This window comes from Desulfocapsa sulfexigens DSM 10523, assembly GCF_000341395.1.
In the GTDB taxonomy this organism is placed as follows: domain Bacteria; phylum Desulfobacterota; class Desulfobulbia; order Desulfobulbales; family Desulfocapsaceae; genus Desulfocapsa; species Desulfocapsa sulfexigens.
Genome location: NC_020304.1, coordinates 3621827 through 3644351, shown reverse-complemented (window position 1 = coordinate 3644351; position 22525 = coordinate 3621827). Strand labels below are relative to the sequence as shown.

Genomic DNA, 22525 nt, shown 5'->3' with positions numbered 1-22525 from the left:
GAGAAAGTTAATGATAGTACGAACGGTGAAAAAACCGATAACCTTTCATAGAAACTGTTTCAGGGAGCCCATGTCGCTGTGTCGACAGAATGGGATCCCTGTAGAGTCTGGAAGGACTGTTTTTTAACTGTTATGCAGCCTGTTTCCTGCCAAAGAGAGATTTAATCCATATTCCACTCAGGAAGTAGGAATACAACCAGGTAGCAAAGATAATCATAATAAAGGCCTTGATTATATCCATGGAGCTTCCATCGAGAGAGAATCCCGGTACAAATCCAAAAAGAAAGGGGCCAAGGTACAGAAACTTGGCGAATTTAAAGGCGGAAAAGGCTGTCTTCCACATATTTGCTTTGGCGATGGTTGCTCCCGCAAAAGCTGCAATGCAAACTGGCGGTGTAATATTTGAGTCCTGTGAAAGCCAGTACACTATCATATGTGCAGCCAGCTCGTTTACTCCAAGATGGGTGAGTGCCGGCACTGCAACCACTGCGGTGATCAGGTAGGCAGCTGTTACAGGTACTCCCATACCAAGCACAAGGGATGCAAGGGCAATGAGGAGGATTGTGAGAACCAGGGATCCGCCTGCGAGCGAAATAACAATATCAGCAAAGGTGAGAACCAGTCCACTGAAGGTCAGGACACCAATAATAATGCCAATAACACCTACAGTAGCACCGATCTTAAGACTGGATTCTGCTCCTTTCCTTGATGCTACCAGGAATTCTTTGGGGCCAATTCGGGTTTCTTTACGGAACCAGGAAATAACAATACATGAAATAAGGCCAAGAATGGCGGAGTAGCCGGGTGAATATCCAAGAAGCATAAAAATGGTGATTACCATGAGTGGGATTGTGTAATACCATTCTTTCATAAAAATTTCCCTGGCACTGTGTTCTGATTTTTCACCTACAATGTTATTTTTCTTTGCTTCATAATGAACCATGACAAAGACGGAGAAAAAATACATGATGGCAGGAAAGAGGGCTACCAGCATAATACGAGAATAAGGCAGACCCGTGAGTTCCGCCATGATAAATCCACCTGCTCCCATAATGGGTGGCATAAACATTCCGCCGATGGAGGCGGCTGGTTCAATAGCCCCGGCAATATGGGGTTTGAAGCCGGCTTTTTTCATCATCGGGATGGTGAAAGCACCTGTTGATACGGTATTTGCGATGGCACTGCCCGAGATGGATCCAAAGAGACCTGATGCGATAACAGCCACTTTGCCGGGTCCTCCAATCTTATGACCAACTGCAGCAAGTGGAAAATCGATAAAGAATTTCTGGGCACCGCATTTTTCAAGAAAGGCACCAAAGAAAACAAAGAGCAGAATATAGGTGGCGAGAACATTTGCCATAATGCCAAAGATACCGTCACTCTTGTAAAAGATAGAGGTGCAGAGAGCAGGAAAGGTATCGCCTGCGTGGGAGAGAAGATCAGGCATGAAATCTCCATATACCCCATAGGCAAGCATAAGAACACCAATAAATACAAACACAACACCGACTACACGTCTGGCGAGTTCAATGCCAAGCAACACGCCAACTACGGCAATCCATGTATCAAGTGGGGTCTCTGCACCAGTCCGGTAATTGATGGCTTCGAAGTTGAATATCCAGTAGCCAATGCTTCCAATGGAAAGCACAATCAACAGGTAATCAATGATCCGTCCGAAGATGGATTTGGAACGGTACAGAAGAAAGACAAGTACATAGGTAACAATGACATATATCCCTCGATGATATTGGGTCGCAGCAGGAGATATAACGGCAGCATAGGAATAAAAAAGCAATAGACCTACTGCGCAAACGTCGAAGAGTAACTGTTCAAATCGTTTTAGATCATCGTACACGGGGGAAACCTCGTTTTAGGGAACGAATTGCTGGTGGATAGGTGAAGGGGAAGTAAAAGCAAAAAGGCTGAAGAAGAAGATAATGAGTGTATGCCTTACCTTCAGTCTTCAGCCTGATAAACCCTCAGCCTGTTTTATAACACGCCTTTCTCTTTCCAGAATTTAATGGCACCCGGATGCATTGGAGTGACGATTCCGTTTACACCACTTGCAATAGACATCTCTTTGAAGGTTTTTTTCTGTCCAACCATATGGGCGAGACCTTCATCGGTATAAATAACGCTGAGGAGCTTGTACACAACGTCTTCCGGTACGTCTTTGTTGGCTACCCAAAGAGCAGAATCCTGAAAGGACGGAGTGGCTGTCTCTACACCCTTGTATGTTCCAGCAGGAACTGAGAGTTTAGCGAAATATGGGTATTTCTCGTAAAATCCTGAGGCCATGGCATCTGCTCCAAGATCAACAAGAGCGATGTCATTGGTCTGTGCTGCCATGATAACTGCTCCGGATGGGAATGCAGTGAAGAGCCAGAATGCATCGAGTTGATTGTTGCCAAATGCCGCTGCGGCATCGTTATAGCCCATTGCATTACGTTCAACTGAGTCCCACACACCCATATGGGTGAAGAAAAGTTCACAGTTGGCAAAGGCACCGGAGCCGGCATTACCAACACCTACTTTTTTGCCTGCAAGATCTTTTACGGATTTGATTCCGGAATCTGCACGAACAACAAGCTGAGCTGGAGCGCCGTAAAGATAGGCAACAGCCATTACATTCTCATATTTTTTGGGGTCATTTTTCATCTTGCCATTGGCGCCAAGATACACGTGTCCAGAGTAAACCACGCCAAAATCAGACTTACCTGAGTCTACCTTGCGCAGGTTCTCCACAGAGCCGGCAGAGGATTGCGCTTTAACAGTGAAATCGGCCATATCTTTAACAGGTTGGTAAACCTGAATGGCGTTGGCAACTACCTGAAAAGTACCACCGGCAGGACCACCACCAAAGACAATACGTTTTTTTGCGTGGGAATCTGCTGCTGTAGCAAATGTCATGACCATACTGAGACAGATCACTGACAAAATTCCGAATAATTTGTTCATTTTCTTTCCTCCATGGAGAGAGTTTATGAGACAGTACATCCTGTCTCTCGGTTAAAAAAAGCAGCTAAACTGCATTGATTATTATTTTGTGTAAAGGTTCCTAAAAAGAAATATCACCATTAAAAGCAGTTTCGTAGATCCCAATTACGTCCTCAAGGGTTGGTTTCCTTGGATTGTTTTCCACAGGCCTGGTTACAGTGAGTGCGATTTTTGCCATCTCAGGTATTGCATCGAAGGGGATGTCAAGATCTTTCAGAGTGCCAGGAATACCAACATCATCATTTAAATTGAAAAGTGCGTCGACACAGAGACTTGCCGATTCTCTCAAGGTGAGGTCAGAGGTGTTTTGGCCAAGAACCTCAGCAAGAATTGCAAATTTTTCCATGTCTCCAATGAGATTATATTCCACAACATAGGGCAGAAGTACTGCATTTGCAAGGCCATGAGGGATACCAAACATTCCCCCCATGGGGTAAGCCATGGCATGCACCAGGCCAACGCCAGCAGTAGCCAGTGCTTTGCCGCCAAGAAGAGATCCCATAAGCATTGCGGAGCGTGCTTCCAGATTGTTACCATTGGCATAGGCCGCAGGAAGATGGGCAGCTATAAGGTTTATAGCTTCAAGAGAATACATCTCAGAGAGAGTGTGAGCCTGGGTTGATGTGTAGGCTTCGAGTGCATGGGTGAGGGCGTCAATTCCCGTAAAAGCAGTTACGTGGGGTGGAAGGCTAAGGGTAAGTTCCGGATCAAGAATGGCAGCGTCGGGATAGAGTGGGTCGCCGTTCATGCCGCCCTTAGAGCCGGTTTTCTCATTGATAAATACTGCGGTGAATGTTACCTCTGCCCCAGTTCCAGAGGAAGTGGGAACCATGATTTTTGGAACACCAGGTTTTTTTATGAGACCCAGGCCGAGATAGTCAACAGCTTTCCCTCCATTTGTGAGGAGGATCGCGATTGCCTTTGCAACGTCCATGGCAGAACCGCCACCAACGCCAACAACACAGTCGCACCCCGATTTTTTGGCAAGTGTTGTACCTTTGTCGGCTAGTTTGAGACCTGGCTCAGGATCGATTTTGTCATAAACAGTAAAGGGGATTTTTGCTTTTTTGAGGGGAGCAGTGATGGTTTTGACCAGACCGGCTTTTACCAGGCCCGGATCAATCACCAGGAATACGTTAGTTCCATTGAAGTTTTTTACTGTTGTAGCAAGATTGGCAATGGTACCTGCACCGAACTGAATTTGAGTTGGCTGGGTCACGGTGAATGTTTGAGAAAGGGACATATATTATTTTCCTTTTTGGAAGTGGTGAAATTGCTGAATTCCTGCTAGATACTGCACCTTATTAAACTCTATATGATATCAAGTCAAATCCAAAATAAAAAACAAATTGGAAAAAAGTTTGATCAATAATAGTGAACAATGTGGTTGATTTTTTTTATAATAAAGAGATGGTTAGGGTGTTAATGTATAAATTGAGGAAGTCATGGTAAAAAAAGACAAGAAGATTGTTTTGGCAAATCCACGTGGTTTTTGTGCAGGAGTTGATCGGGCAATATCAACGGTCAAACTGGCAGTAAAGGAATATGGTTCACCTATTTATGTACTCCATGAAATCGTCCACAACAAACATGTGGTACAGGAACTTGAAAACATGGGGGTTATCTTTGTAAATGATCTTGTTGATATCCCTCGTAAGGCCATCTGTATCTTCAGTGCTCATGGGGTATCTGTTGAGACCGAGATGCGGGCAAAAACACTTGGGTTGCGAACCATCGATGGTACCTGTCCTCTGGTCTGGTCCGTGCATAATATGGTGGAGAAGTATTATGCCGATGGCTACGATGTCATGATTATCGGTCATCATAATCACCCCGAGGTGGAAGGAACTGCCGGACGGGTTCTAGGAAATGTCCATGTGGTAGCTTCAGAAGATGAGGCCAGAGGGGTTGAGGTTCAGGATCCCGATCGAGTGGCTTATGTTACTCAGACGACTCTCAGTCAGAATGATATAGCTGGGATACGGGATGTTTTGCTGAGTCGTTTTCCAAATATAAAGGGACAGAAGTCAAATATCTGTTATGCAACCTTGAATCGGCAGGAGGCCATGCGAAAGATTGGGGAAAGCTGTGATATTCTGCTGGTCGTTGGATCCAAAAACAGCTCCAATTCAAACAGATTACGAGAAGTAGGCGAACGGGCCGGAATGCGTGGCTATCTTATTGATGACGAATCTGATATTGAAATGAAGTGGCTGAAAGGTGTATCTACAATCTGTATCACTGCCGGAGCCTCTGCTCCGGAACGGTTGGTTCAGGATGTGATTAAATTTTTGCAGACACAGGGCTTTAACGCTTTTCAGGAGATGGAGGGGAAGGAGGAAAAACTGATTTTTAAACCTGCAACACTTGAAAAAAAATAGGCATACGAAATCCATTACCCTTCGTACTCCGGGGAATCTCCTGGAGTACGAAGGTAAAAGGAGTTATGCCAGAGCTTTTTTAATCCTGGCCATTGCTTTTTCCACATTTGCGTAGGAATTAAATGCAGACAGTCTGATATATCCCTCTCCGCATTTTCCAAATCCGGCTCCCGGGGTACAGACCACTCCTGCCTTATCAAGAAGCATGTCAAAGAACTCCCAGGAGTCACGCTTTGCTTCAATCCAGATGTATGGAGAGTTGTCACCCCCGACAAAATCATAGCCAAGGTTTTTAATCTCCGATGCAATAAGATCGGCATTCTTTAAATATCCTGTAACCAGTTCTTTTGCCTGTGTTTTTCCAGCTTCACTGTAAACAGCCTCGGCTGCCCGCTGCACAGGATAGGAAACGCCATTGAACTTGGTACAGTGGCGACGGTTCCACAATGGATGAATAGCCTGCTTGCCGCCCCTGGCATCGTAAGCTGTGCATTCCTTCGGAACCACCGTGTAGGCACAGCGAGTTCCGGTGAATCCGGCACTTTTGGAGAACGATCTGAATTCTATAGCTACTTCTTTAGCGCCCTCAATTTCATAAATGGACTTTGGCAGGGACTCGTCACGAATAAATGCTTCATAGGCCGCATCGAAAAGAATCAGGGCCTGATTTTCTCTTGCATAATCGACCCATGTTTGAAGTTCCGCTTTAGTTATGGTGGACCCGGTGGGATTGTTGGGAAAGCACATGTAGATGAGATCCACTTTCTCTTCAGGCAGGCCGGGCACATAGTTGTTCTCTTTCGTAGCATCAAGATAGACAATTCCCTTATATCTTCCATCTTCGAAATTTCCGGTTCGTCCAGCCATGACATTGGTGTCGAGGTAAACGGGGTAAACAGGGTCCGGGATAGCGATTCTGGCATCCTGAGTAAACAGTTCCTGAATGTTGCCGGTATCACATTTTGCACCATCACTGACAAAGATCTCATCGGCTGCAATATCAGCACCGCGCGACTGAAAATCATTTTTTACAATGGCTTCACGGAGAAAATCATATCCCTGCTCAGGGCCATAGCCACGAAAACTTGAATCTGCAGCCATTTCATCCACGGCTTTGTGAAATGCTTCGGTGCAAGCCTGGGGCAAGGCACGGGTAACGTCACCAATACCAAGGCGAATGATTTCTTTGTCAGGATTTGATTTTTGAAATTCACCAACCTTTTTTGCAATATTAGAAAAAAGATAGGATGCCTGAAGTTTAAGATAATGTTCGTTGATCTTGATCATGGGATTATTGCCTCAAGTTTGATATGGTGAATGAATATGGAGATACTTTTCATTAAGTCGTCGGAAAATATACTGGAAAGGAGCCGCTGTCAACGGCAACAAACCTTTTCTAACAGGAACCAAGGGAAAAAATGTCAAACACTGAGCATTCAACTATTTATCGCAAGGACTATCGGGTACCAGATTTTCTTATAACTGATCTCAACCTGAATTTTATACTAGGGAAAAAAGATTGTGTGGTGAAGGCGAAATCTGTTTTTCAGAGGAATCAAGAAGCGAAGAGCAACAGTAATGAGCTTTTCCTCAATGGTGAAAATCTCGAGTTGCTCTTTGTGGCAGTAGATGGAAGCGAATTGCCTGCCTCCCGGTATCGACTCGAGGGAAAAGGCATGGTTCTTATTGATATGCCGGATAGCTTTGTTCTTGAGGTCAGTACCAGGATCTACCCCGACAAAAACACAGCGCTTGAAGGATTATATCGTTCCAGCGGTAACTTCTGTACCCAGTGCGAGGCGGAGGGCTTTCGTAAGATAACCTATTATCTCGACAGGCCCGATGTTATGGCACGGTTTGTTACTCGTATCGAAGGTGATATTGTCGATTGCCCGGTTCTTCTGTCAAACGGGAATCTTGTCGAAGAGGGGATGCTTGAAGGCGGCCGTCATTTTGCAGTATGGGAGGATCCTTTCCCTAAACCGTGTTATCTCTTTGCCCTTGTGGCTGGGGATCTTATTTTTATCCAGGATGAATTCACAACATGCTCCGGGCGCAGGATTGATCTGCGCATCTACGTGGAGGCAAAAAATCGTGAAAAATGCGGTCACGCCATGACCTCTCTCAAGAAAAGTATGGCCTGGGATGAAGAGGTGTTCGGTCTTGAATATGATCTGGATACCTATATGATAGTTGCGGTCGACGATTTCAATATGGGTGCCATGGAGAATAAGGGGCTCAATGTCTTTAATTCCAAATATGTCCTGGCAAGCCCCGAGACGGCAACGGATCAGGATTATCTTGGTGTGGAAGGGGTGATAGCCCATGAATATTTTCATAACTGGACCGGCAACAGGGTAACCTGCCGGGACTGGTTCCAGCTCAGTCTGAAGGAAGGCCTTACCGTATTTCGGGATCAGGAGTTTTCATCTGACATGAATTCTCGACCAGTCCAGCGAATTGAAGATGTTCGCGTCCTGCGCAGTTTTCAGTTTCGTGAGGACTCAGGCCCCATGGCTCATTCTGTCCGGCCTGATTCCTATCTGGAGATTAATAATTTTTATACCGTGACCGTGTACAATAAGGGTGCTGAGGTTATCCGTATGATGCACACTCTGCTTGGGGCTGAAGATTTCCGCAAAGGGATTGATCTGTATTTTAAGCGGCACGACGGTCAGGCGGTGACCTGTGATGATTTTGTATCAGCCATGGCAACAGCCTCCGACGTTGATCTTGATCAATTCAAACTCTGGTATAGCCAGGCGGGGACACCCGAGCTTACAGTCACCGAAGAATGGGACGTTGAAGGGCAACGGTACAAGGTAACACTTTCCCAGCGCTGTCCCTCCACGCCAAGTCAAAGTATGGAAGATAAAAAAGCTTTTCACATCCCAATATCCTTTGGGCTTCTTGACAGCAATGGCAATGATATGGAGCTAAAAAACGCGCTACTGGAGCTGAAAAGCGCGGAAGAAACCTTCACGTTTGAGGGGATTCATGAAAAACCGGTTCTTTCGCTGCTGCGTGGATTTTCGGCTCCGGTGAAAGTCGAACCATGGCAGAGCCGTGAACAGCTTGCCTTTCTTATGGCCAACGATTCCGATCCTTTTAATCGCTGGGATGCATCATTTCGTCTCAGTGAATCTGTGATCCTGGAACTCACCAGTGTCCTGCAGCAGAATCGCCAGGCGGTTCTTGACCCGTTATTTATTGATGCCGTGAGACGAATACTGACGGATAGGGAAAGTGATAAATCGCTACTTGGAATGGCACTTAGTTTGCCTGAGGAAAATTATCTTGCCCAGCAGATGAAGGTGATCGATCCTGACAATCTGCATCTCGCCAGAAGGTTTGTCCGCCGGGAACTGGCTAATCTCCTTCAGGCGGAATTCAGAGCGGTTTGGGAGGGAAATACAAACAGAGGAGAGTATGAACTGACATCTGAAGCAATGGGCCGGAGACGGTTGCAAAACGTCGCTCTTTCCTATTTGCTTGCAGGGGAGCGACCTGACCAGAGTGACGTGGATATGGCCATGGAACAGTATGAGAATGGCAATAATATGACCGATGTCATTGCCGTCCTCTCGGCCATGAGTCACTGTGATATCCCTGAACGCGGGGAACTACTTCAGAATTTCTATGAAAAATGGAAGGATGATGTGCTGGTCATGGATAAGTGGCTTATCCTTCAGGCCAGCTCAAGCCTGCCATCCACACTTGCATCGGTTAAGGATTTGATGCATCACCCTGCATTTTCTATCTCCAATCCCAATAAGGTACGTTCTCTTATAGGTGCCTTCGGTGGTAATCATGTTGCTTTTCACAATTCGAAGGGGGAGGGGTATTGTTTTCTGGCTGATCAGATTATCGACCTGGATTCGCGCAACCCTCAGATCGCTTCACGATTGACCACACCGTTTTCGACGTGGAAACGATATGACACAGTCCGGCAGAAGTTAATGAAAGCGCAGCTACAGCGTATTGCTGAGAAGGAGGGACTTTCAGGCGATGTGTTTGAGATGGTGCGAAGAAGCCTGGATACTTGATAGAGGCTTCATTTAATCTCTTCTATGGCAGAATAAACAGCGGTACTTTGGTGGATGGTCTTCTGGGAGTGGGTAAACGCCTTCGGGACTGTGGCATTCTACACATATTTTTCCGGCTGTTTTTTTCTTCATGGCAAAAAAACGTTCGTGTTCGTCGTCGTGGGGAAGCTTTGGGGTGGTGATTTCGGGAGCTCTCAGGAGAAATGCAAGCAGGCCCACTGCCACTCCCACGAAGGCTATATTTATAAGAAGAGAGTTGTTTTTTTTGGGTGGAGTCATGATGGTTTGATAGTGTGCTGGAAGGGGTTGATAACCTTTTTAGTCTGCTGAAGTTGAATAGACCTGCTAACACTGGTTAGCGCCAAATAAGGAGTTAGTCTGTTCAAACAGCCATTTCAAGTTTGCTGAATTTTATCATACCTGATCGCAGGCCCAGTGTCACCACTTCTGCGAGCAGGGAGTTGAACAACCCGCTTTTGCCGCTTATTGCAACCATTCGCCTGTGTTTGTCATGGTTAGCAATCAACCTGTTCATAACAGCAGGACTGTGATCGGGATTGATGATCGTGTGGGCGATCTGTTCACCGGAAATTATAGCAGGGTATATTCCTTCTCCGGTGAGTCCCGAGGCGAGACCAGCTGCATCACCGGCAAGGAATATATGACCGAAATTCCATCCCTGGAAATCAAAGTTAATATATTCAGCTTTAGCGGAGTGTTGCTTCAGAGAAAATCCCTGCCCGGCAGCCCAGGTAATGAGGTTTGTCTTGAGTTTACCTGGACCCATGGTTTTCCGGTCGGCATAGGCACCTATGGAAACGGTTTTTCTGTGCGGAAAAATCCACGCATAGCCGTTGCCAAAGAGTCGATTGTTGAGATGCCATTCCATTTTAACTACATCACCAGGGAGTTGATAATTTATCCCTATGCCAAGCTGCTCGCATGGAATGCCAAGATGTCGCCGTACCAGAGAACTTGAGCCATCCGCCCCAACTAAATTGTCGAAATGTATTGTGTCCAGCCTGAGGTTTGTCCTGTCCTGAATTTTGACAGAGCCCTCTGAAACACTTCGTACCATGACTCCGGTACGAATTTCGGCGCCAGCATCGGTTGCAAGTCGTGCCATATATTGTCCGAGTCGTTCACGGTTTACTGTGGCAATAATGGGAATCTCTTCTTGTATACAGGTACTTTGGAGAGGTGTTTTAATATGTTGAAGTGGGAAACTTTTTTCAGCAAGGTCTTCAGGGACACGGCTGATTAATCCACTCCAGGTGATTCCTCCGGCACAAACCTTGGGGCCAATGGTCTGTTTTCGTTCAAGGACAAGGGTATCTATACCTGCATCGGCCAGGACTTTTGCGCATGCAAGTCCACCGGGGCCGCCACCTATGATTAGAGTATGAACACGCATTTTTTAGTAAGCCTGAAAAAAAATAGAATAACTGTTTTAATCCACCACAGGATAACATCTTAATAATATCAGGCCAATTAGTAAAAAAAAACTCCTCATCTGCTCGCATAGAGGAATGAAGACTCTGTGATTGGATTGGATTTTATGATTATATACTTCATATAGCTGTTTTATCCACGCTATAGTGATTACGAAACAGGCAAATCGTATAAAAGTAATTACACTAAAAAAAGCAATGCCCTGATGATTTTTTCATTTTGCTTCTACTGAGGTGTCAAGAGAGGAAAGTGTGAATCTTGAATCACCCTTTGATTATGCAGTAAGGAAAGATATGCAAGCCCAACAGATTTCCGATGACTTTATTGAGGCTTTGAGCGAGATCGCCTCGTTTTATATGCCGGATGGAATGGTGGTATTGCCTGTTGACTATGTGGACGATGTTCGTACCAGCAAGCCTCTTCAAGGGAACATCCTGTTGGCTGAAATTGCTACGCAGCAGATATTTGAATGTGAAAATCGTCTTTCAATACGATTGAATGGAGTAATCGTCGAGGGTTATAAAAAACCACGGAAATTCAGCTTTTTCCTCTCACATAGTTATCGTCCGGCCAAGGTATTCACCGGGCGTAACAATCTGCAGATTTTTGAATTGAGTGAATTTTTGCGTTTGGAGTACCCGCAGATTCCTCTGGTACTTACTGATATTTCATTCGGACTTAACTTTTTTGATTTCAGTGTAAGTAATGATCCCCCTGCATTTTCTAATGGAGGGGGATGTCTGCTGATAGGTGAGGAGTCGAATTGAATATTTTATCCGAAAAATGTTGCCTTGACAAATTCCTTGTTCATTCTGGCAATGTTTCTAATTGAAATCCCCTTGGGACAGACCGCCTCACATTCACGTTCATTGGTACAATTTCCAAATCCTTCGGTGTCCATGGCTTTTACCATGGCTAATGCACGTTCAGTCCGTTCCGGCTGGCCCTGAGGTAAAAGGCAGAGCTGGGAGATCTTTGCACCTGTGAAGAGCATGGCCGCCCCATTTGGGCAACTAGCAACGCAGGCACCACAGCCAATACAGGAAGCTGCATCCATTGCAAGTTCTGCAGTAGCAGAGGGGATGGGGATAGTATTACCATCCGGGGTTCCCCCGGTGTTTACGGAGACATAGCCACCCGCCTGAATGATTCTGTCGAGAGCACTACGATCTGTAATGAGATCTTTCCGGATTGGAAAAGCACGTGACCTGAAGGGTTCTATGACCAGTGTGTCACCAGTTTTGAAGTGGCGCATATGAAGCTGGCAGAGGGTAGTCTCTGGCTCAGGGCCATGGGCGACGCCGTTGATCACAGCGCCACACATCCCACAGATACCTTCACGGCAGTCATGGTCAAATGCTACCGGGTCTTTTCCTGCTCGGGTGAGATTCTCATTCAGGACATCGAGCATTTCCAGAAATGACATACCCGTGGAGATGTTTTGCAGGGCATAGGTTTCAAAATTTCCAGTTGCTTTGGAGTCTTTCTGGCGCCAGATTTCAAGGCTGAGGTCTATGGTATCTATGGACATAATAATTCTCTATTATTTATAACTTCGCTGGCTTGGAGTAACGTTTTCAAAAATCAGGTCTTCTTTATGGAGAGTCGGTTCTTCACCATCCCCCATATGTTCCCACACTGAAACATGACTGTATCCGGCATCATCACGTTTTGCCTCATTTTCTTCAGTCTGGCTCTCTTCACGGAGGTGACAGCCACAGGATTCTTCACGAGCCAGTGCATCGCGAATCATAATTTCGGCAAATTCCAGAAAATCTGCAAGTCGCCCGGCGCGTTCAAGAGATTGATTGAGTTCTTCACCGGTACCAGGAATATACACGGTATCCCAAAATTTTTTCTGTATGAGAGGCAGTTCTTTGAGCGCTTTTTCCAGACCTTCCTTATTTCTGGCCATGCCGCAATGATCCCAGAGAAGAAGTCCAAGCTCCTTATGAATTTCATCGACGGTTAGTTTTCCTTCCGGGCCACCTTCACTGCTTTTCAGGAGCCTGGCGATGTTGGCTTGAACCTGTTTCAGTGCCTCAGTAAATGGCTGTTCAGAGGCTTCCACCGTAGCGAGAGGGTTGGAACCAAGATAATTTGCAATACAAGTTCCAACAATAAAATAACCATCGGCTAAGCCCTGCATCAGGGCACTGGCACCAAGGCGATTTGCACCATGATCGGAAAAATTACATTCCCCGATGGCGAACAACCCAGGGATGGTGGTCATCAGATTGTAGTCGACCCACAACCCACCCATGGTGTAATGAACAGCGGGGTAGATCATCATGGGCTCATGCAGTGGGTTAGAGGCTGTGATCTTTTCATACATCTGGAAAAGGTTGCCATATTTCTTAAGGATGGTGGCTTTTCCGTCACGCTGGATAGCCTCAGCAAAATCGAGGTAAACAGCAAGGTTGGTTGTACCGACACCTTTTCCTTCGTCGCACTGTTCTTTTGCGTTTCTCGAAGCAACGTCACGCGGAACAAGATTTCCAAAACTCGGATACTTGCTTTCAAGATAGTAGTCGCGTTCTTCCTCCGGTATTGATCCAGGTCTTCTGCTATCTCCGGGTTTCTTAGGAACCCAGACACGACCGTCATTGCGAAGACTTTCACTCATTAGGGTCAGTTTCGATTGAAAGTGGCCATGAACCGGAATGCAGGTTGGGTGGATCTGGACAAAACAGGGGTTGGCAAAACCGGCACCCTTCTTATGTGCTCGCCATGCAGCTGTCACGTTCGAAGCCATGGCATTGGTGGAAAGAAAATAGGCGTTACCGTACCCTCCAGTGGCAAGGATTACAGCATCTGCTGAATGGCTTGAAAGTTTGCCACTGATGATGTCACGTGTGACGATACCACGCGCTTTGCCATCAACAAGAACCAGATCCATCATCTCCTGTCGGGTGTGCATGGTAACCTTGCCATTTTTTATCTGCCGGGAAAGTGCTGAATAGGCACCAAGCAGAAGCTGCTGGCCGGTCTGGCCGCGTGCATAAAAGGTTCGTGAAACCTGTGCCCCTCCAAACGACCTGTTGGCGAGAGTCCCGCCGTATTCCCGGGCAAAAGGAACTCCCTGAGCAACACACTGATCAATGATGTTATTACTGACCTGAGCCAGCCTGTACACATTGGCTTCACGGGATCTGAAATCTCCACCTTTAATGGTATCGTAGAAGAGGCGTTGAATGGAATCACCATCATTCTGGTAGTTCTTGGCGGCATTAATGCCGCCCTGGGCCGCAATGGAGTGGGCACGTCTCGGGCTGTCCTGGATACAGAAGGTACTCACTTCATAGCCCTGTTCTGCTAGAGTTGCTGAAGCTGAGGCCCCGGCAAGGCCTGTCCCCACAACGATAATTCTATACTTCCTGCGATTGGCAGGATTGACAAGTTTTGAGGAAAAACGATGGTTGTCCCATTTTTCAGCTAAGGGGCCGGAGGGGATGTTGGCGTTGAGTTCCATAAGAAATTACCTGTTGCGTGTTTATTTTCCTGTGCCAAAAAGAAAAAGAAGGGGGATGGCACTGAATATGAGAAGAAAAAATATTGGAACCACATAGGTCAGACGGCTTATGAGTCCGTTGTATGTGGGATGATTAACGCCAAATGTCTGCAACATTGACCAGAATCCATGGCTCAGATGAACGGCCAGTGCGATAAAGGCAATGATATAGAACATTGATATAAAGAAGGAGCTGAACAGGTCGGCAATGGTATTGCCAATTGTTCCATGATCTCCAAAAGAAACAGCAGAAGTGTGAACAAGTGCGAAAAGCAGAATGAAAAGCCCACTGTAAATCATGGTACTGGATGCCTGTGAATTTTTAACCGCTCTGGTCTGAACTTTGTAGCCCTGACTCCTGGCTTTCCGGTTCTGCAGGAATAGTAAAGATCCTGTGATTATATGGATTGCAAAAACCAGAAATAAGCCCTTGCTGAAGACAGAAACAATCAAAGGGTGGCTATGCAGTTGGTCTGCGTAAGCCTGAAAAAGTGCAACGGAGGAAAAAAGAGTGGCATTTCCGGCAGCATGGGAGCAAAGAAAAAGAATGAGGCAGCAACCGGAGACAGCCATAATCCATTTTTTACCGATGGAGGATTTTATAAAATGTATAAACCACATAATATTGAACCGTTTCAGTTATGAGTATAGGTTAAAAAAGGTTTAAGGAACCAATATCTAATAATACTAAAAGACTTGAGCAAAAAAAAATAGCCCTTAATTTGAGTTGTACGATAATTTTACAACTGCTATTGTTGCGGAGAAAATATAAAAAGACCTATCGTATTATAGATACAACAAAAGAGGATAGAAAATGAAATGCAGAGGTCTGATATTTGATCTTGATGGAACACTGCTTGATACACTCGATGACTTGGCAATGGCGGCGAATGCAACCCTTGAGAACTTCGGTTTTCCAGCTCACCCCGTGGATGCCTATCGTTATTTTGTCGGCGAAGGATTGAGAACACTGATGCAGCGGATTGTTCCCGGCTCTAATGCAACGGATGAACAGCTCAATGAATATATGGTCAAGTTTGGCGAGATTTATACAAATACCTGGAATGTGAACACCAGATTGTATGAGGGGATATTTGAGATGATAGCTTCCTTATCAGCTGCCGGACTGCAGCTTGCCGTGTTGTCCAATAAGCCTCATCTCTTTACACAACTATGCGTGGAGACATTTTTCCCCGAGCAGCCATTTGCATTTGTCTTTGGGCAGCGGGATGGTGTTGCCAAAAAACCCAATCCGGCAGGGGCTCTTGAGATTGCAGAAAAAATGGGAGTTGCCGTTGCTGATATACTGTATGTGGGAGATACTGCGACGGATATGCAGACCGGTAACGGTGCTGGAATGAGAACTATCGGTGTCGAATGGGGTTTTCGGGATCGTACGGAACTTGAAAATAATAATGCCTGGAAGATTGTGAGAACTCCAGCAGAGGTAGTAACATATGCCATTTAATCCTTCTGATTTAGCTCCTGTCCTGCAATATGGTGCACCACCTGTTATTGGTGCCTTTATCGGTTATCTTACTAATAAAGTTGCGATCAAGATGCTGTTTCGACCACTTACCGCAAAACATCTGTTTGGCATTCGTATTCCCATGACGCCAGGAGTCATTCCCTCGAAACGGGAGGATCTTGCGAAAAATATCGGAGAGATGGTTGGGAGCCATTTGCTGACCAGTGAGGAAATCAGTCGGGCACTGGAAAAGGAGAGTTTTCAGAAAACCTTATATGAGCTCATTAAAAGCAGGGGAGAGGTACTGTTGCAAAAGGATTTTGGTCCAATCCGTGAAGTAATACCCGGAAAATACCAGACCTATTATCAGGTGGCCGTCCATGCAATTACGGATCAGTCTCAGAAAGCCATTCATTCTTTCCTTGATTCAGAGTCTTTCTCAAAGATACTGGAAGAATCCATAGATGAGCAGTTTGATCGATTGCTGGCCACAGATCTTCAGACTTTTCTTCCAGGGGATGACAGAGAGAACGCATACAGATTCCTGGAAAAAAGTCTTGCCAGGATGTTTGCCAGTCCTGCGATGTCCGAATGGGTGGAAAGCTTTGTTCAGCAAAAGGTATATGCTGCTCTGCAACAGGAAAAGAGTTTAAAGGATATTCTTCCCGGTTCCATGCAGGAATTGATCATCACCAGTATCGAGAGTCAGACCCCGATTTTACTGGCAAAACTTGCAGATATTATTTCTGAACCTGATATCAGGAATCGAATTGTGAAGGGTGTACGTATGGGCGTCGATTCCTTTATCCAGGGAATGGGGCCTATGGCAGCACTGGCCAGCGGCTTTCTGACACCTGACGTTGTAGAAAGTAAGGTGAGAGCATATCTGGAGGAAAAGGAGGAAGATATTGTCAACTGGCTCCAGAATGAAGAAGTGCAGGGGCGTGTTGCCACAGCTCTTCGTGAACGCAGTACCGCAATGCTTGAAACTCCTCTTGTCAAAATGGTTGGGGATGGCCACGATGAACTGGTGGAAGGTTTTTGTTCGAATCTGAGCCAGCAGTTGACTTCTTTGATCCAGGAACCTGAAACCACCAATGCATTCGCCTCCATGATTCGTGATAACGTGGAAACGCATATCGATGGTGGTAAGCTTCCACTTGGTGAGATTCTATTTGATTTATTGGGAGAAGATGGCCTTAATCGTGGAAGAGAGTGGCTGAATCAGGAAGTTTTTGCCCTTCTTAAAGCCAGGAAAACACGAAAGACTCTGGACTCGATGGTTGAGAGTTTACTCACAAGTCTGCTTGAGCATCCTGTTGGTAAAGTGTCGAGACTTCTTCCAGCCGGGGTCAGAGAGGGAATTTATGAATCATTGCGCCAAATGTCATCGAATATGCTTGCCGTTGAAGTTCCTGGGCTGGTGGAGTCGTTAAACATTCAACAGATCGTAAGAGAAAAGGTGAATTCGCTGGATCTTATTCGCCTGGAACGACTTCTGCTCTCAATTATGGAAGAACAGTTCAAGTATATTAATTTGTTCGGTGCATTACTTGGTTTTCTGATTGGCTGCCTGAATCTGTTCTTTTTAAATGTTATGTGAGAGTGACAGCAGAGAACCGCAGCGCTTAATTATTTCTTTGAAAACGTATAGGATCTTGCCATGTCTTTATTTTTACCAACCACAAGCGGTGAACCTGTTGAAATCCGGCCAAGTAAAATCATTGCTCTTGGACTGAATTATCTTGAGCATATCAGGGAAAGTAAATCAGTAAATGTGCAGAATTTTACCGATGAGATACCAGCAGAGCCAGTGCTTTTTTCCAAAACTCCTAATGTTTTGATTGGCCCGGGAGAGCCGATTATTCTCCCATCTTTCCTCGGTGACTATGGTTTTGAAGAGTGCCGTACTGATTATGAGGCGGAACTTGCCATCATTATCAAAAACCGGATTAAAAATATTGATCCAAATGAAGCACTGGAACATGTTATGGGCTTTACCTGTTTTAACGATATCAGTCAGAGAAACCTGCAGCGTACTGATAAGTCAGGATGGTTTCGGGGGAAGTCTCTGGACACATTTGGTCCCATTGGTCCGGTTATTGTCCCGCCGGAAGAAATAGGAGACCCCCAGTGCCTTGATATCCGGTGCCGTCTTAATGGTAAGCTTGTACAGGAGTCAAATACCAGACATATGATCTTTAAAATTCCAGAGCTTATCTCCTTTATTTCCCGGAATTTTACCATGGAGCCCGGGGATATTATTATAACAGGTACCCCAAGTGGTGTGGGCCCTATCAAAGAAGGGGATCAGGTTGAGGTGGAAATAGAAAATATTGGTACGTTGATGAATCCGGTTAAAAAAGAACCTGATTACCACTAATCCTCAGCCTACCCGCCTGAGGAGGAGTTTTTTCGTGTTGATTATATGGGCATCTGCGGCCTGGACGGCCGCAGCAGAGCCCCCATGGATGGGTTTATGGCGTCCCATATAATCGACACGGAACAACTCCGGGTTGCAAAGCTGAGTTTCGATGGTAATCAGGAAAAAGAATGAATACGGTTTTGTTGAGGAGAGAGTATTTTTATCTTCCGTCCCTGTCGCGAGCTCTCAGTCACGATAGTAGGATTCTTCGATACGATCTATTGTCCCGTCTTCGTGCATTTCTTTAAGGATTCGGTCGAAATCATTTAATCTGTCTTTGTAGGGAGAATTTTTCCCCACACACAAATAAAAAGATACTGAGGACAGCTTGTTGGGAAGAATCGTGAGTTGGGATTCATAGCCCAGGCGTTTCATGTCATAGGCGGTTCGTTTTGAAGCCACGATAAGGTCAGCCCGCTTTTCAACCAGGAAGGGAAATATTTTGTCAATTTCAGGTAACCATTGGACAGTAACCTCTTTCAGGTTTCGCTCAGCCCACCCGTTACCAAGATAATCGGTGACTTCATACTCTTTTAATTGCTCAATGGAGGTGATCAACTCCATCTCCTTGATTTTCGGATTGTCTTTCTGAGTGACAATGCGTAACGCAAATTCTATTACAGGTTCTACTCCAATTACAGTGTAGGTCCGACGCTCTGCGGTAGGCATGGTAATAAATGCATCTGCAATCCCTTCCTTTACCATCAGTTGTGCTCGTTTCCATGGGTAGCCAGTATGGGTAACGGGAATACCCAAACGTTTCCCAACTGCTTCCTCCACAATATCTACCAGAATGCCGTGCATTGTGCCGTTATCATTCCATGAGCGGGGACGATAGTTGTCGTAGTAGACAAAGTGCATCGGCTCGGCAGCTGTAACCAGTGTTGGAATTAGCAGAAAAAACAGTACTAATAATCGCATATTCTTCTCCCTCGAATAATATTTCTATATTGTATCACAGGGAAAAAAAATAAATTCAGGAAAAAAGCAGTTTTCTTGTTGCCTCCTGATTGATGAGAGTTACTGGACGAGCTTTGGTTGAAATAGAGGTGTCGCAGTCGGGAAACAACAGGGGTTATTGGCTGAGAAATACTTTTTCACCACTCCGGGTTGTGAACGATGGCTTTGGGTTGGTGTCCGGATCTGTTATAAGATCTGCCAGGAGGCAGGCATCGTGAAAAATATCCGAGGAGGCCTGTTCTGTATTTGTGGCTGTTAGCTTGTGGCTAAGGAGAGTGGTAACAGCTTCAATCATTGCACTATCTGCCTTGAGCTCTTCGAGCAGCAGTGCGGGAGTGTCGACGTCAAACAGAAGCGTAGCGGCAATGATTGCTGCCATGTCTCCACGCTGTTCCTCTTTACAGAGCTGTTCAGCAATTTCGGTACGGGTGCATGCCTTTTTATAGAGGTCTTCCCTGCCGAGAAGGTTTTTGCGGACAGCGATGGAAAGTTTGTCTTTGAAAAGGTTTTTTTGTCTGGCGAGCAGTTCAGGAGGCATGGAACCCAGGCATTGTTCGGCATGGGAACAATATGCAGCGCAGCCAAAGTCAATACGAGGATTTAAGACACGGTTGCCACACTGTCTGCAACTGCGTTGGGAGTCATCTTTAAAGAATTCAAGTATGTTGCCACAGTGAGGGCAAGGGGTTTCAAAGACGGCTTCTCCATCCCAATATCTATTATCTTGGCCCGGGCATTGCATCTTTCTGCTCCTCTTTTTCCAGCACTCTTTTTCTGAAGGCCTCTATGCCAAAACGTTCCATAAATCGTGCAGTACGTGAACGGGGATTGGCTTCTTCCTGGTATACCGTAAGGCATTTTTTTGCGAGAGCAAGAACTTCTTCATCATTTAAACCTTCGGCCACAATATCTGCAATACGTGCGTTGTTACCGCCATTACCGCCAAAGACCAGGGTCCAGCCCTTTTTCGAAGCGAAAATTCCAAGATCACGTACGTAGGGTTCAGTGCAGCACATACGACAGCCGGCAACACCTACTTTTACCTTAGCCTTGAAAGGGGTTTTCATGGAAAGGTTCTTCAGTTCCTTGCCAAGGGAAAGTGAGTCGCGGATTCCATACTTGCACCATTCCAGTCCTGGGCATGATTGAACATAGGTTACCCCGTTTTCCGGTGTGGTGCCGATATAATTTTTTAACTCTTCCTGGAGACTGGCCATCTTATCCTTATCCATGCCAAGCAGGGCAAGGCGTTGGGCAGAAGTTATTTTGGTCGCAGGCACCTTATATTTATTAATGATATGTAGAATGGTCTCAAGATCTTCAGGAGCGAAAAGACCCATATCAAGACCGGAAATGACACTGAAATTTTTTTGGTGAGGTTTGCTGTTCATGACCAACTAACAAAAAAATATCAAAAAAGCAGGGCATGAGGAGCTCTCAACATACCCTGCCAGGGTGAGGAAAACGTACAACTATTCTTCAGGAAGTTGAAGTAAAACTTCCTGAAGAGGTGATGCTCTGTAACTTATCCGAGGATTGCTTTTAAATCGTCTGCAGCAGTTTCACCAATCGGCATAACGTTGAAGTTTTCAACCAGGACATTCAGAACATTTGGAGTAACGAATGCTGGAAGGGAGGGTCCAAGACGGATATCCTTAATTCCCAGGCTGAACAGGGAGAGAAGAATAACCACAGCCTTCTGCTCATACCAGGAGAGAACAAAGGAGAGAGGCAGGTCATTGACCCCACACTCAAATGCTCCAGCAAGGGCTACTGCAATCTGAATTGCAGAGTATGCGTCGTTGCACTGTCCAACATCCAGGAGACGGGGAATTCCACCGATGTCTCCAAGTTTTTTGTCAAAGAAACGGAACTTGCCGCAGGCAAGAGTCAGAATCATGCAATCCTGGGGAATCTGTTCTGCCATTTCGGTGAAATAATTCCGACCGGGCTTGGCACCATCACAGCCGCCAACAAGGAAGAAATGACGAATTGCTTTGGACTTTACCGCATCGATTACCTTGTCTGCAACACCGAGAACGGTGTTTCTGGCAAAACCGACCATGACAGTGCCGTTGTCCACGGTATCGGTAAATCCCGGTAGAGCCAGAGCTTTCTCGATGACTGCGGAGAAGTCTTTTTCGCCACTGCCGGCAACGTGTTTCACATCGGGCCAGCCGACAAGACCGGTGGTGAAGACGTTGTCTTTGTATGAATCCTTAGGCTTCTGGATGCAGTTGGTCGTGAAGAGGATAGCGCCTGGAAAGTTTGGCATCTCTTTTTGCTGATTTTGCCATGCAGTGCCAAAATGCCCATAAAAATGGTCATATTTCTTCAACTCAGGATATCCATGAGTAGGAAGCATCTCGCCGTGGGTGTAGATGTCAATTCCCTTCCCCTTGGTTTGCTCAAGAAGCATGGCGATATCTCTCAGATCATGGCCGGTAACAAGAATACATTTATTGGGTCTATGGCCAAGAGGAACTTCTGTCGGTACTGGGTGGCCGTAGTTTCCGGTGTTTCCAGCATCGAGGAGTTCCATGGCTTTAATATTCACTTCACCGGTTTTCAGGGCAAGTGCTACGAGGTCACCAAGTTCCATTTCAGTGGTAAGGACTGCCATAGCGTGATGAATAAAAGCATACACCTCGTCATCTTCCTGACCGAGTATTGCAGCGTGTTCAGCATAAGCGGCAAGTCCACGGAGTCCATACATTGTGATCTGTTTCAGTGATTGAAGATCTTCATTGGCATCGAGAGTATTGATGAAGTTCAGAGCAGCACCCTGTTCTTCGAGACCGGCGAGCGTATCAGCAGGAGTGAAGGTCAGAGCGGCAGCTGTAGAATCAATAACACCACCAGCAGCTTCTACTTTTGTTCTTAACTCATCGCGAAGCTGTACTGTTTTGTAAATAAGGTCTTCAAAACGAGCAGGGTCAAAATCAACGTTGGTGAGGCAGGAAAAGATAGACTCACAGACAAAGATATCAATTGCGTTATCAATGACATTAACTTTGCGGCCTGCATCGGCGACGATACAAAGTCCCTGGACAGCATGGGTGAGGAGATCTTCAAGTCCGGCAACACCTTCGGTCTTTCCGCAAATACCGATAGTGGTGCATGCTACGCCTTTGGCGGTTTGTTCGCATTGATTACAATACATGGTAAATCCTCCGATTTATTTTTCTTATTTGACAATCAAAACTTCTTGTAGGTTTGTAGCAGAAAGAGATGAGCGTTAACTATTCTCATGTCGTTTCTGAATCGTATGGAGAGAGTATACCC

Annotated in this window: 19 protein-coding genes; 6 read left to right on the top strand and 13 right to left on the bottom strand. The window is 45.8% G+C overall.

What is annotated here, in order from left to right:
• Window positions 1-130 precede the first annotated feature (130 nt).
• From UWK_RS16255 to UWK_RS16245, 3 genes are all read right to left on the bottom strand, one after another.
• Entirely contained in the window at window positions 131-1855 is a 1725-nt protein-coding gene (locus UWK_RS16255) for a TRAP transporter permease (protein WP_015405487.1), read from the bottom strand.
• A 134-nt stretch (window positions 1856-1989) separates the two neighbouring features.
• The gene (locus UWK_RS16250; RefSeq protein ID WP_015405486.1) at window positions 1990-2958 is read right to left on the bottom strand and encodes a TAXI family TRAP transporter solute-binding subunit; all 969 of its coding nucleotides are present in this window, start codon (window positions 2956-2958) and stop codon (window positions 1990-1992) included.
• A gap of 100 nt (window positions 2959-3058) precedes the next feature.
• The gene (locus tag UWK_RS16245) at window positions 3059-4240 is read right to left on the bottom strand and encodes an iron-containing alcohol dehydrogenase (protein WP_015405485.1); all 1182 of its coding nucleotides are present in this window, start codon (window positions 4238-4240) and stop codon (window positions 3059-3061) included.
• Between the two features lie 202 nt (window positions 4241-4442).
• Between UWK_RS16245 and ispH the strand changes: the two genes are divergently transcribed.
• Complete coding sequence (gene ispH, locus UWK_RS16240) at window positions 4443-5378, top strand: 4-hydroxy-3-methylbut-2-enyl diphosphate reductase (protein ID WP_015405484.1); 936 nt, start codon at window positions 4443-4445, stop codon at window positions 5376-5378.
• 63 nt (window positions 5379-5441) lie between these two features.
• On the opposite strand, the gene UWK_RS16235 is transcribed toward ispH, so the two are convergent.
• Window positions 5442-6665 carry an LL-diaminopimelate aminotransferase gene (locus UWK_RS16235; RefSeq protein ID WP_015405483.1) on the bottom strand — a complete coding sequence of 408 codons (1224 nt, stop codon included), beginning with the start codon at window positions 6663-6665 and terminating at the stop codon, window positions 5442-5444.
• Between the two features lie 131 nt (window positions 6666-6796).
• On the opposite strand from UWK_RS16235, the gene pepN reads away from it, so the two are divergent.
• A complete protein-coding gene (gene pepN / locus UWK_RS16230) occupies window positions 6797-9424 on the top strand; it encodes an aminopeptidase N (protein ID WP_015405482.1) in 2628 nt (875 codons plus the stop codon).
• 12 nt (window positions 9425-9436) lie between these two features.
• Here pepN and UWK_RS16225 read toward each other — a convergent pair whose 3' ends face one another.
• Both UWK_RS16225 and UWK_RS16220 read right to left on the bottom strand, forming a co-directional pair.
• Window positions 9437-9703 (bottom strand): hypothetical protein, encoded by a 267-nt coding sequence (locus tag UWK_RS16225; RefSeq protein ID WP_015405481.1) that lies wholly within the window; start codon window positions 9701-9703, stop codon window positions 9437-9439.
• A gap of 103 nt (window positions 9704-9806) precedes the next feature.
• A complete protein-coding gene (locus tag UWK_RS16220) occupies window positions 9807-10838 on the bottom strand; it encodes an NAD(P)/FAD-dependent oxidoreductase (protein ID WP_015405480.1) in 1032 nt (343 codons plus the stop codon).
• 331 nt (window positions 10839-11169) lie between these two features.
• Here UWK_RS16220 and UWK_RS16215 point away from each other — a divergent pair, with 331 nt between their 5' ends.
• Window positions 11170-11643 (top strand): hypothetical protein, encoded by a 474-nt coding sequence (locus UWK_RS16215; protein ID WP_015405479.1) that lies wholly within the window; start codon window positions 11170-11172, stop codon window positions 11641-11643.
• A gap of 5 nt (window positions 11644-11648) precedes the next feature.
• Here UWK_RS16215 and UWK_RS16210 read toward each other — a convergent pair whose 3' ends face one another.
• From UWK_RS16210 to UWK_RS16200, 3 genes are read right to left on the bottom strand one after another with little or no spacing between them, the layout of a single operon-like run.
• Window positions 11649-12407: a succinate dehydrogenase/fumarate reductase iron-sulfur subunit gene (locus tag UWK_RS16210; protein ID WP_015405478.1), complete on the bottom strand. Its 759-nt coding sequence runs from the start codon at window positions 12405-12407 to the stop codon at window positions 11649-11651.
• Between the two features lie 12 nt (window positions 12408-12419).
• Window positions 12420-14348: a fumarate reductase/succinate dehydrogenase flavoprotein subunit gene (locus UWK_RS16205; RefSeq protein ID WP_015405477.1), complete on the bottom strand. Its 1929-nt coding sequence runs from the start codon at window positions 14346-14348 to the stop codon at window positions 12420-12422.
• 21 nt (window positions 14349-14369) lie between these two features.
• A complete protein-coding gene (locus tag UWK_RS16200; RefSeq protein ID WP_015405476.1) occupies window positions 14370-15008 on the bottom strand; it encodes a succinate dehydrogenase cytochrome b subunit in 639 nt (212 codons plus the stop codon).
• Window positions 15009-15201: 193 nt separating this feature from the next.
• Here UWK_RS16200 and UWK_RS16195 point away from each other — a divergent pair, with 193 nt between their 5' ends.
• The 3 genes from UWK_RS16195 to UWK_RS16185 are packed head-to-tail and all read left to right on the top strand — an operon-like array spanning window position 15202 to window position 18238.
• Window positions 15202-15855: an HAD family hydrolase gene (locus UWK_RS16195; RefSeq protein ID WP_015405475.1), complete on the top strand. Its 654-nt coding sequence runs from the start codon at window positions 15202-15204 to the stop codon at window positions 15853-15855.
• Entirely contained in the window at window positions 15845-17458 is a 1614-nt protein-coding gene (locus UWK_RS16190) for a DUF445 family protein (RefSeq protein WP_015405474.1), read from the top strand. Before UWK_RS16195 ends, UWK_RS16190 begins: the two co-directional genes overlap by 11 nt.
• A 60-nt stretch (window positions 17459-17518) precedes the next feature.
• A complete protein-coding gene (locus UWK_RS16185) occupies window positions 17519-18238 on the top strand; it encodes a fumarylacetoacetate hydrolase family protein (RefSeq protein WP_015405473.1) in 720 nt (239 codons plus the stop codon).
• Between the two features lie 228 nt (window positions 18239-18466).
• Here UWK_RS16185 and UWK_RS16180 read toward each other — a convergent pair whose 3' ends face one another.
• The 4 genes from UWK_RS16180 to hcp form a co-directional block, all read right to left on the bottom strand.
• Window positions 18467-19201: a substrate-binding periplasmic protein gene (locus UWK_RS16180; protein WP_015405472.1), complete on the bottom strand. Its 735-nt coding sequence runs from the start codon at window positions 19199-19201 to the stop codon at window positions 18467-18469.
• A 154-nt stretch (window positions 19202-19355) separates the two neighbouring features.
• On the bottom strand, window positions 19356-19982 hold the full coding sequence (locus UWK_RS18790; protein ID WP_015405471.1) for a hypothetical protein: 627 nt from the start codon (window positions 19980-19982) through the stop codon (window positions 19356-19358).
• Complete coding sequence (locus UWK_RS16170) at window positions 19960-20631, bottom strand: nitrite/sulfite reductase domain-containing protein (RefSeq protein WP_015405470.1); 672 nt, start codon at window positions 20629-20631, stop codon at window positions 19960-19962. Before UWK_RS16170 ends, UWK_RS18790 begins: the two co-directional genes overlap by 23 nt.
• A 134-nt stretch (window positions 20632-20765) precedes the next feature.
• Entirely contained in the window at window positions 20766-22403 is a 1638-nt protein-coding gene (hcp, locus tag UWK_RS16165) for a hydroxylamine reductase (protein ID WP_015405469.1), read from the bottom strand.
• Window positions 22404-22525: the final 122 nt, after the last annotated feature.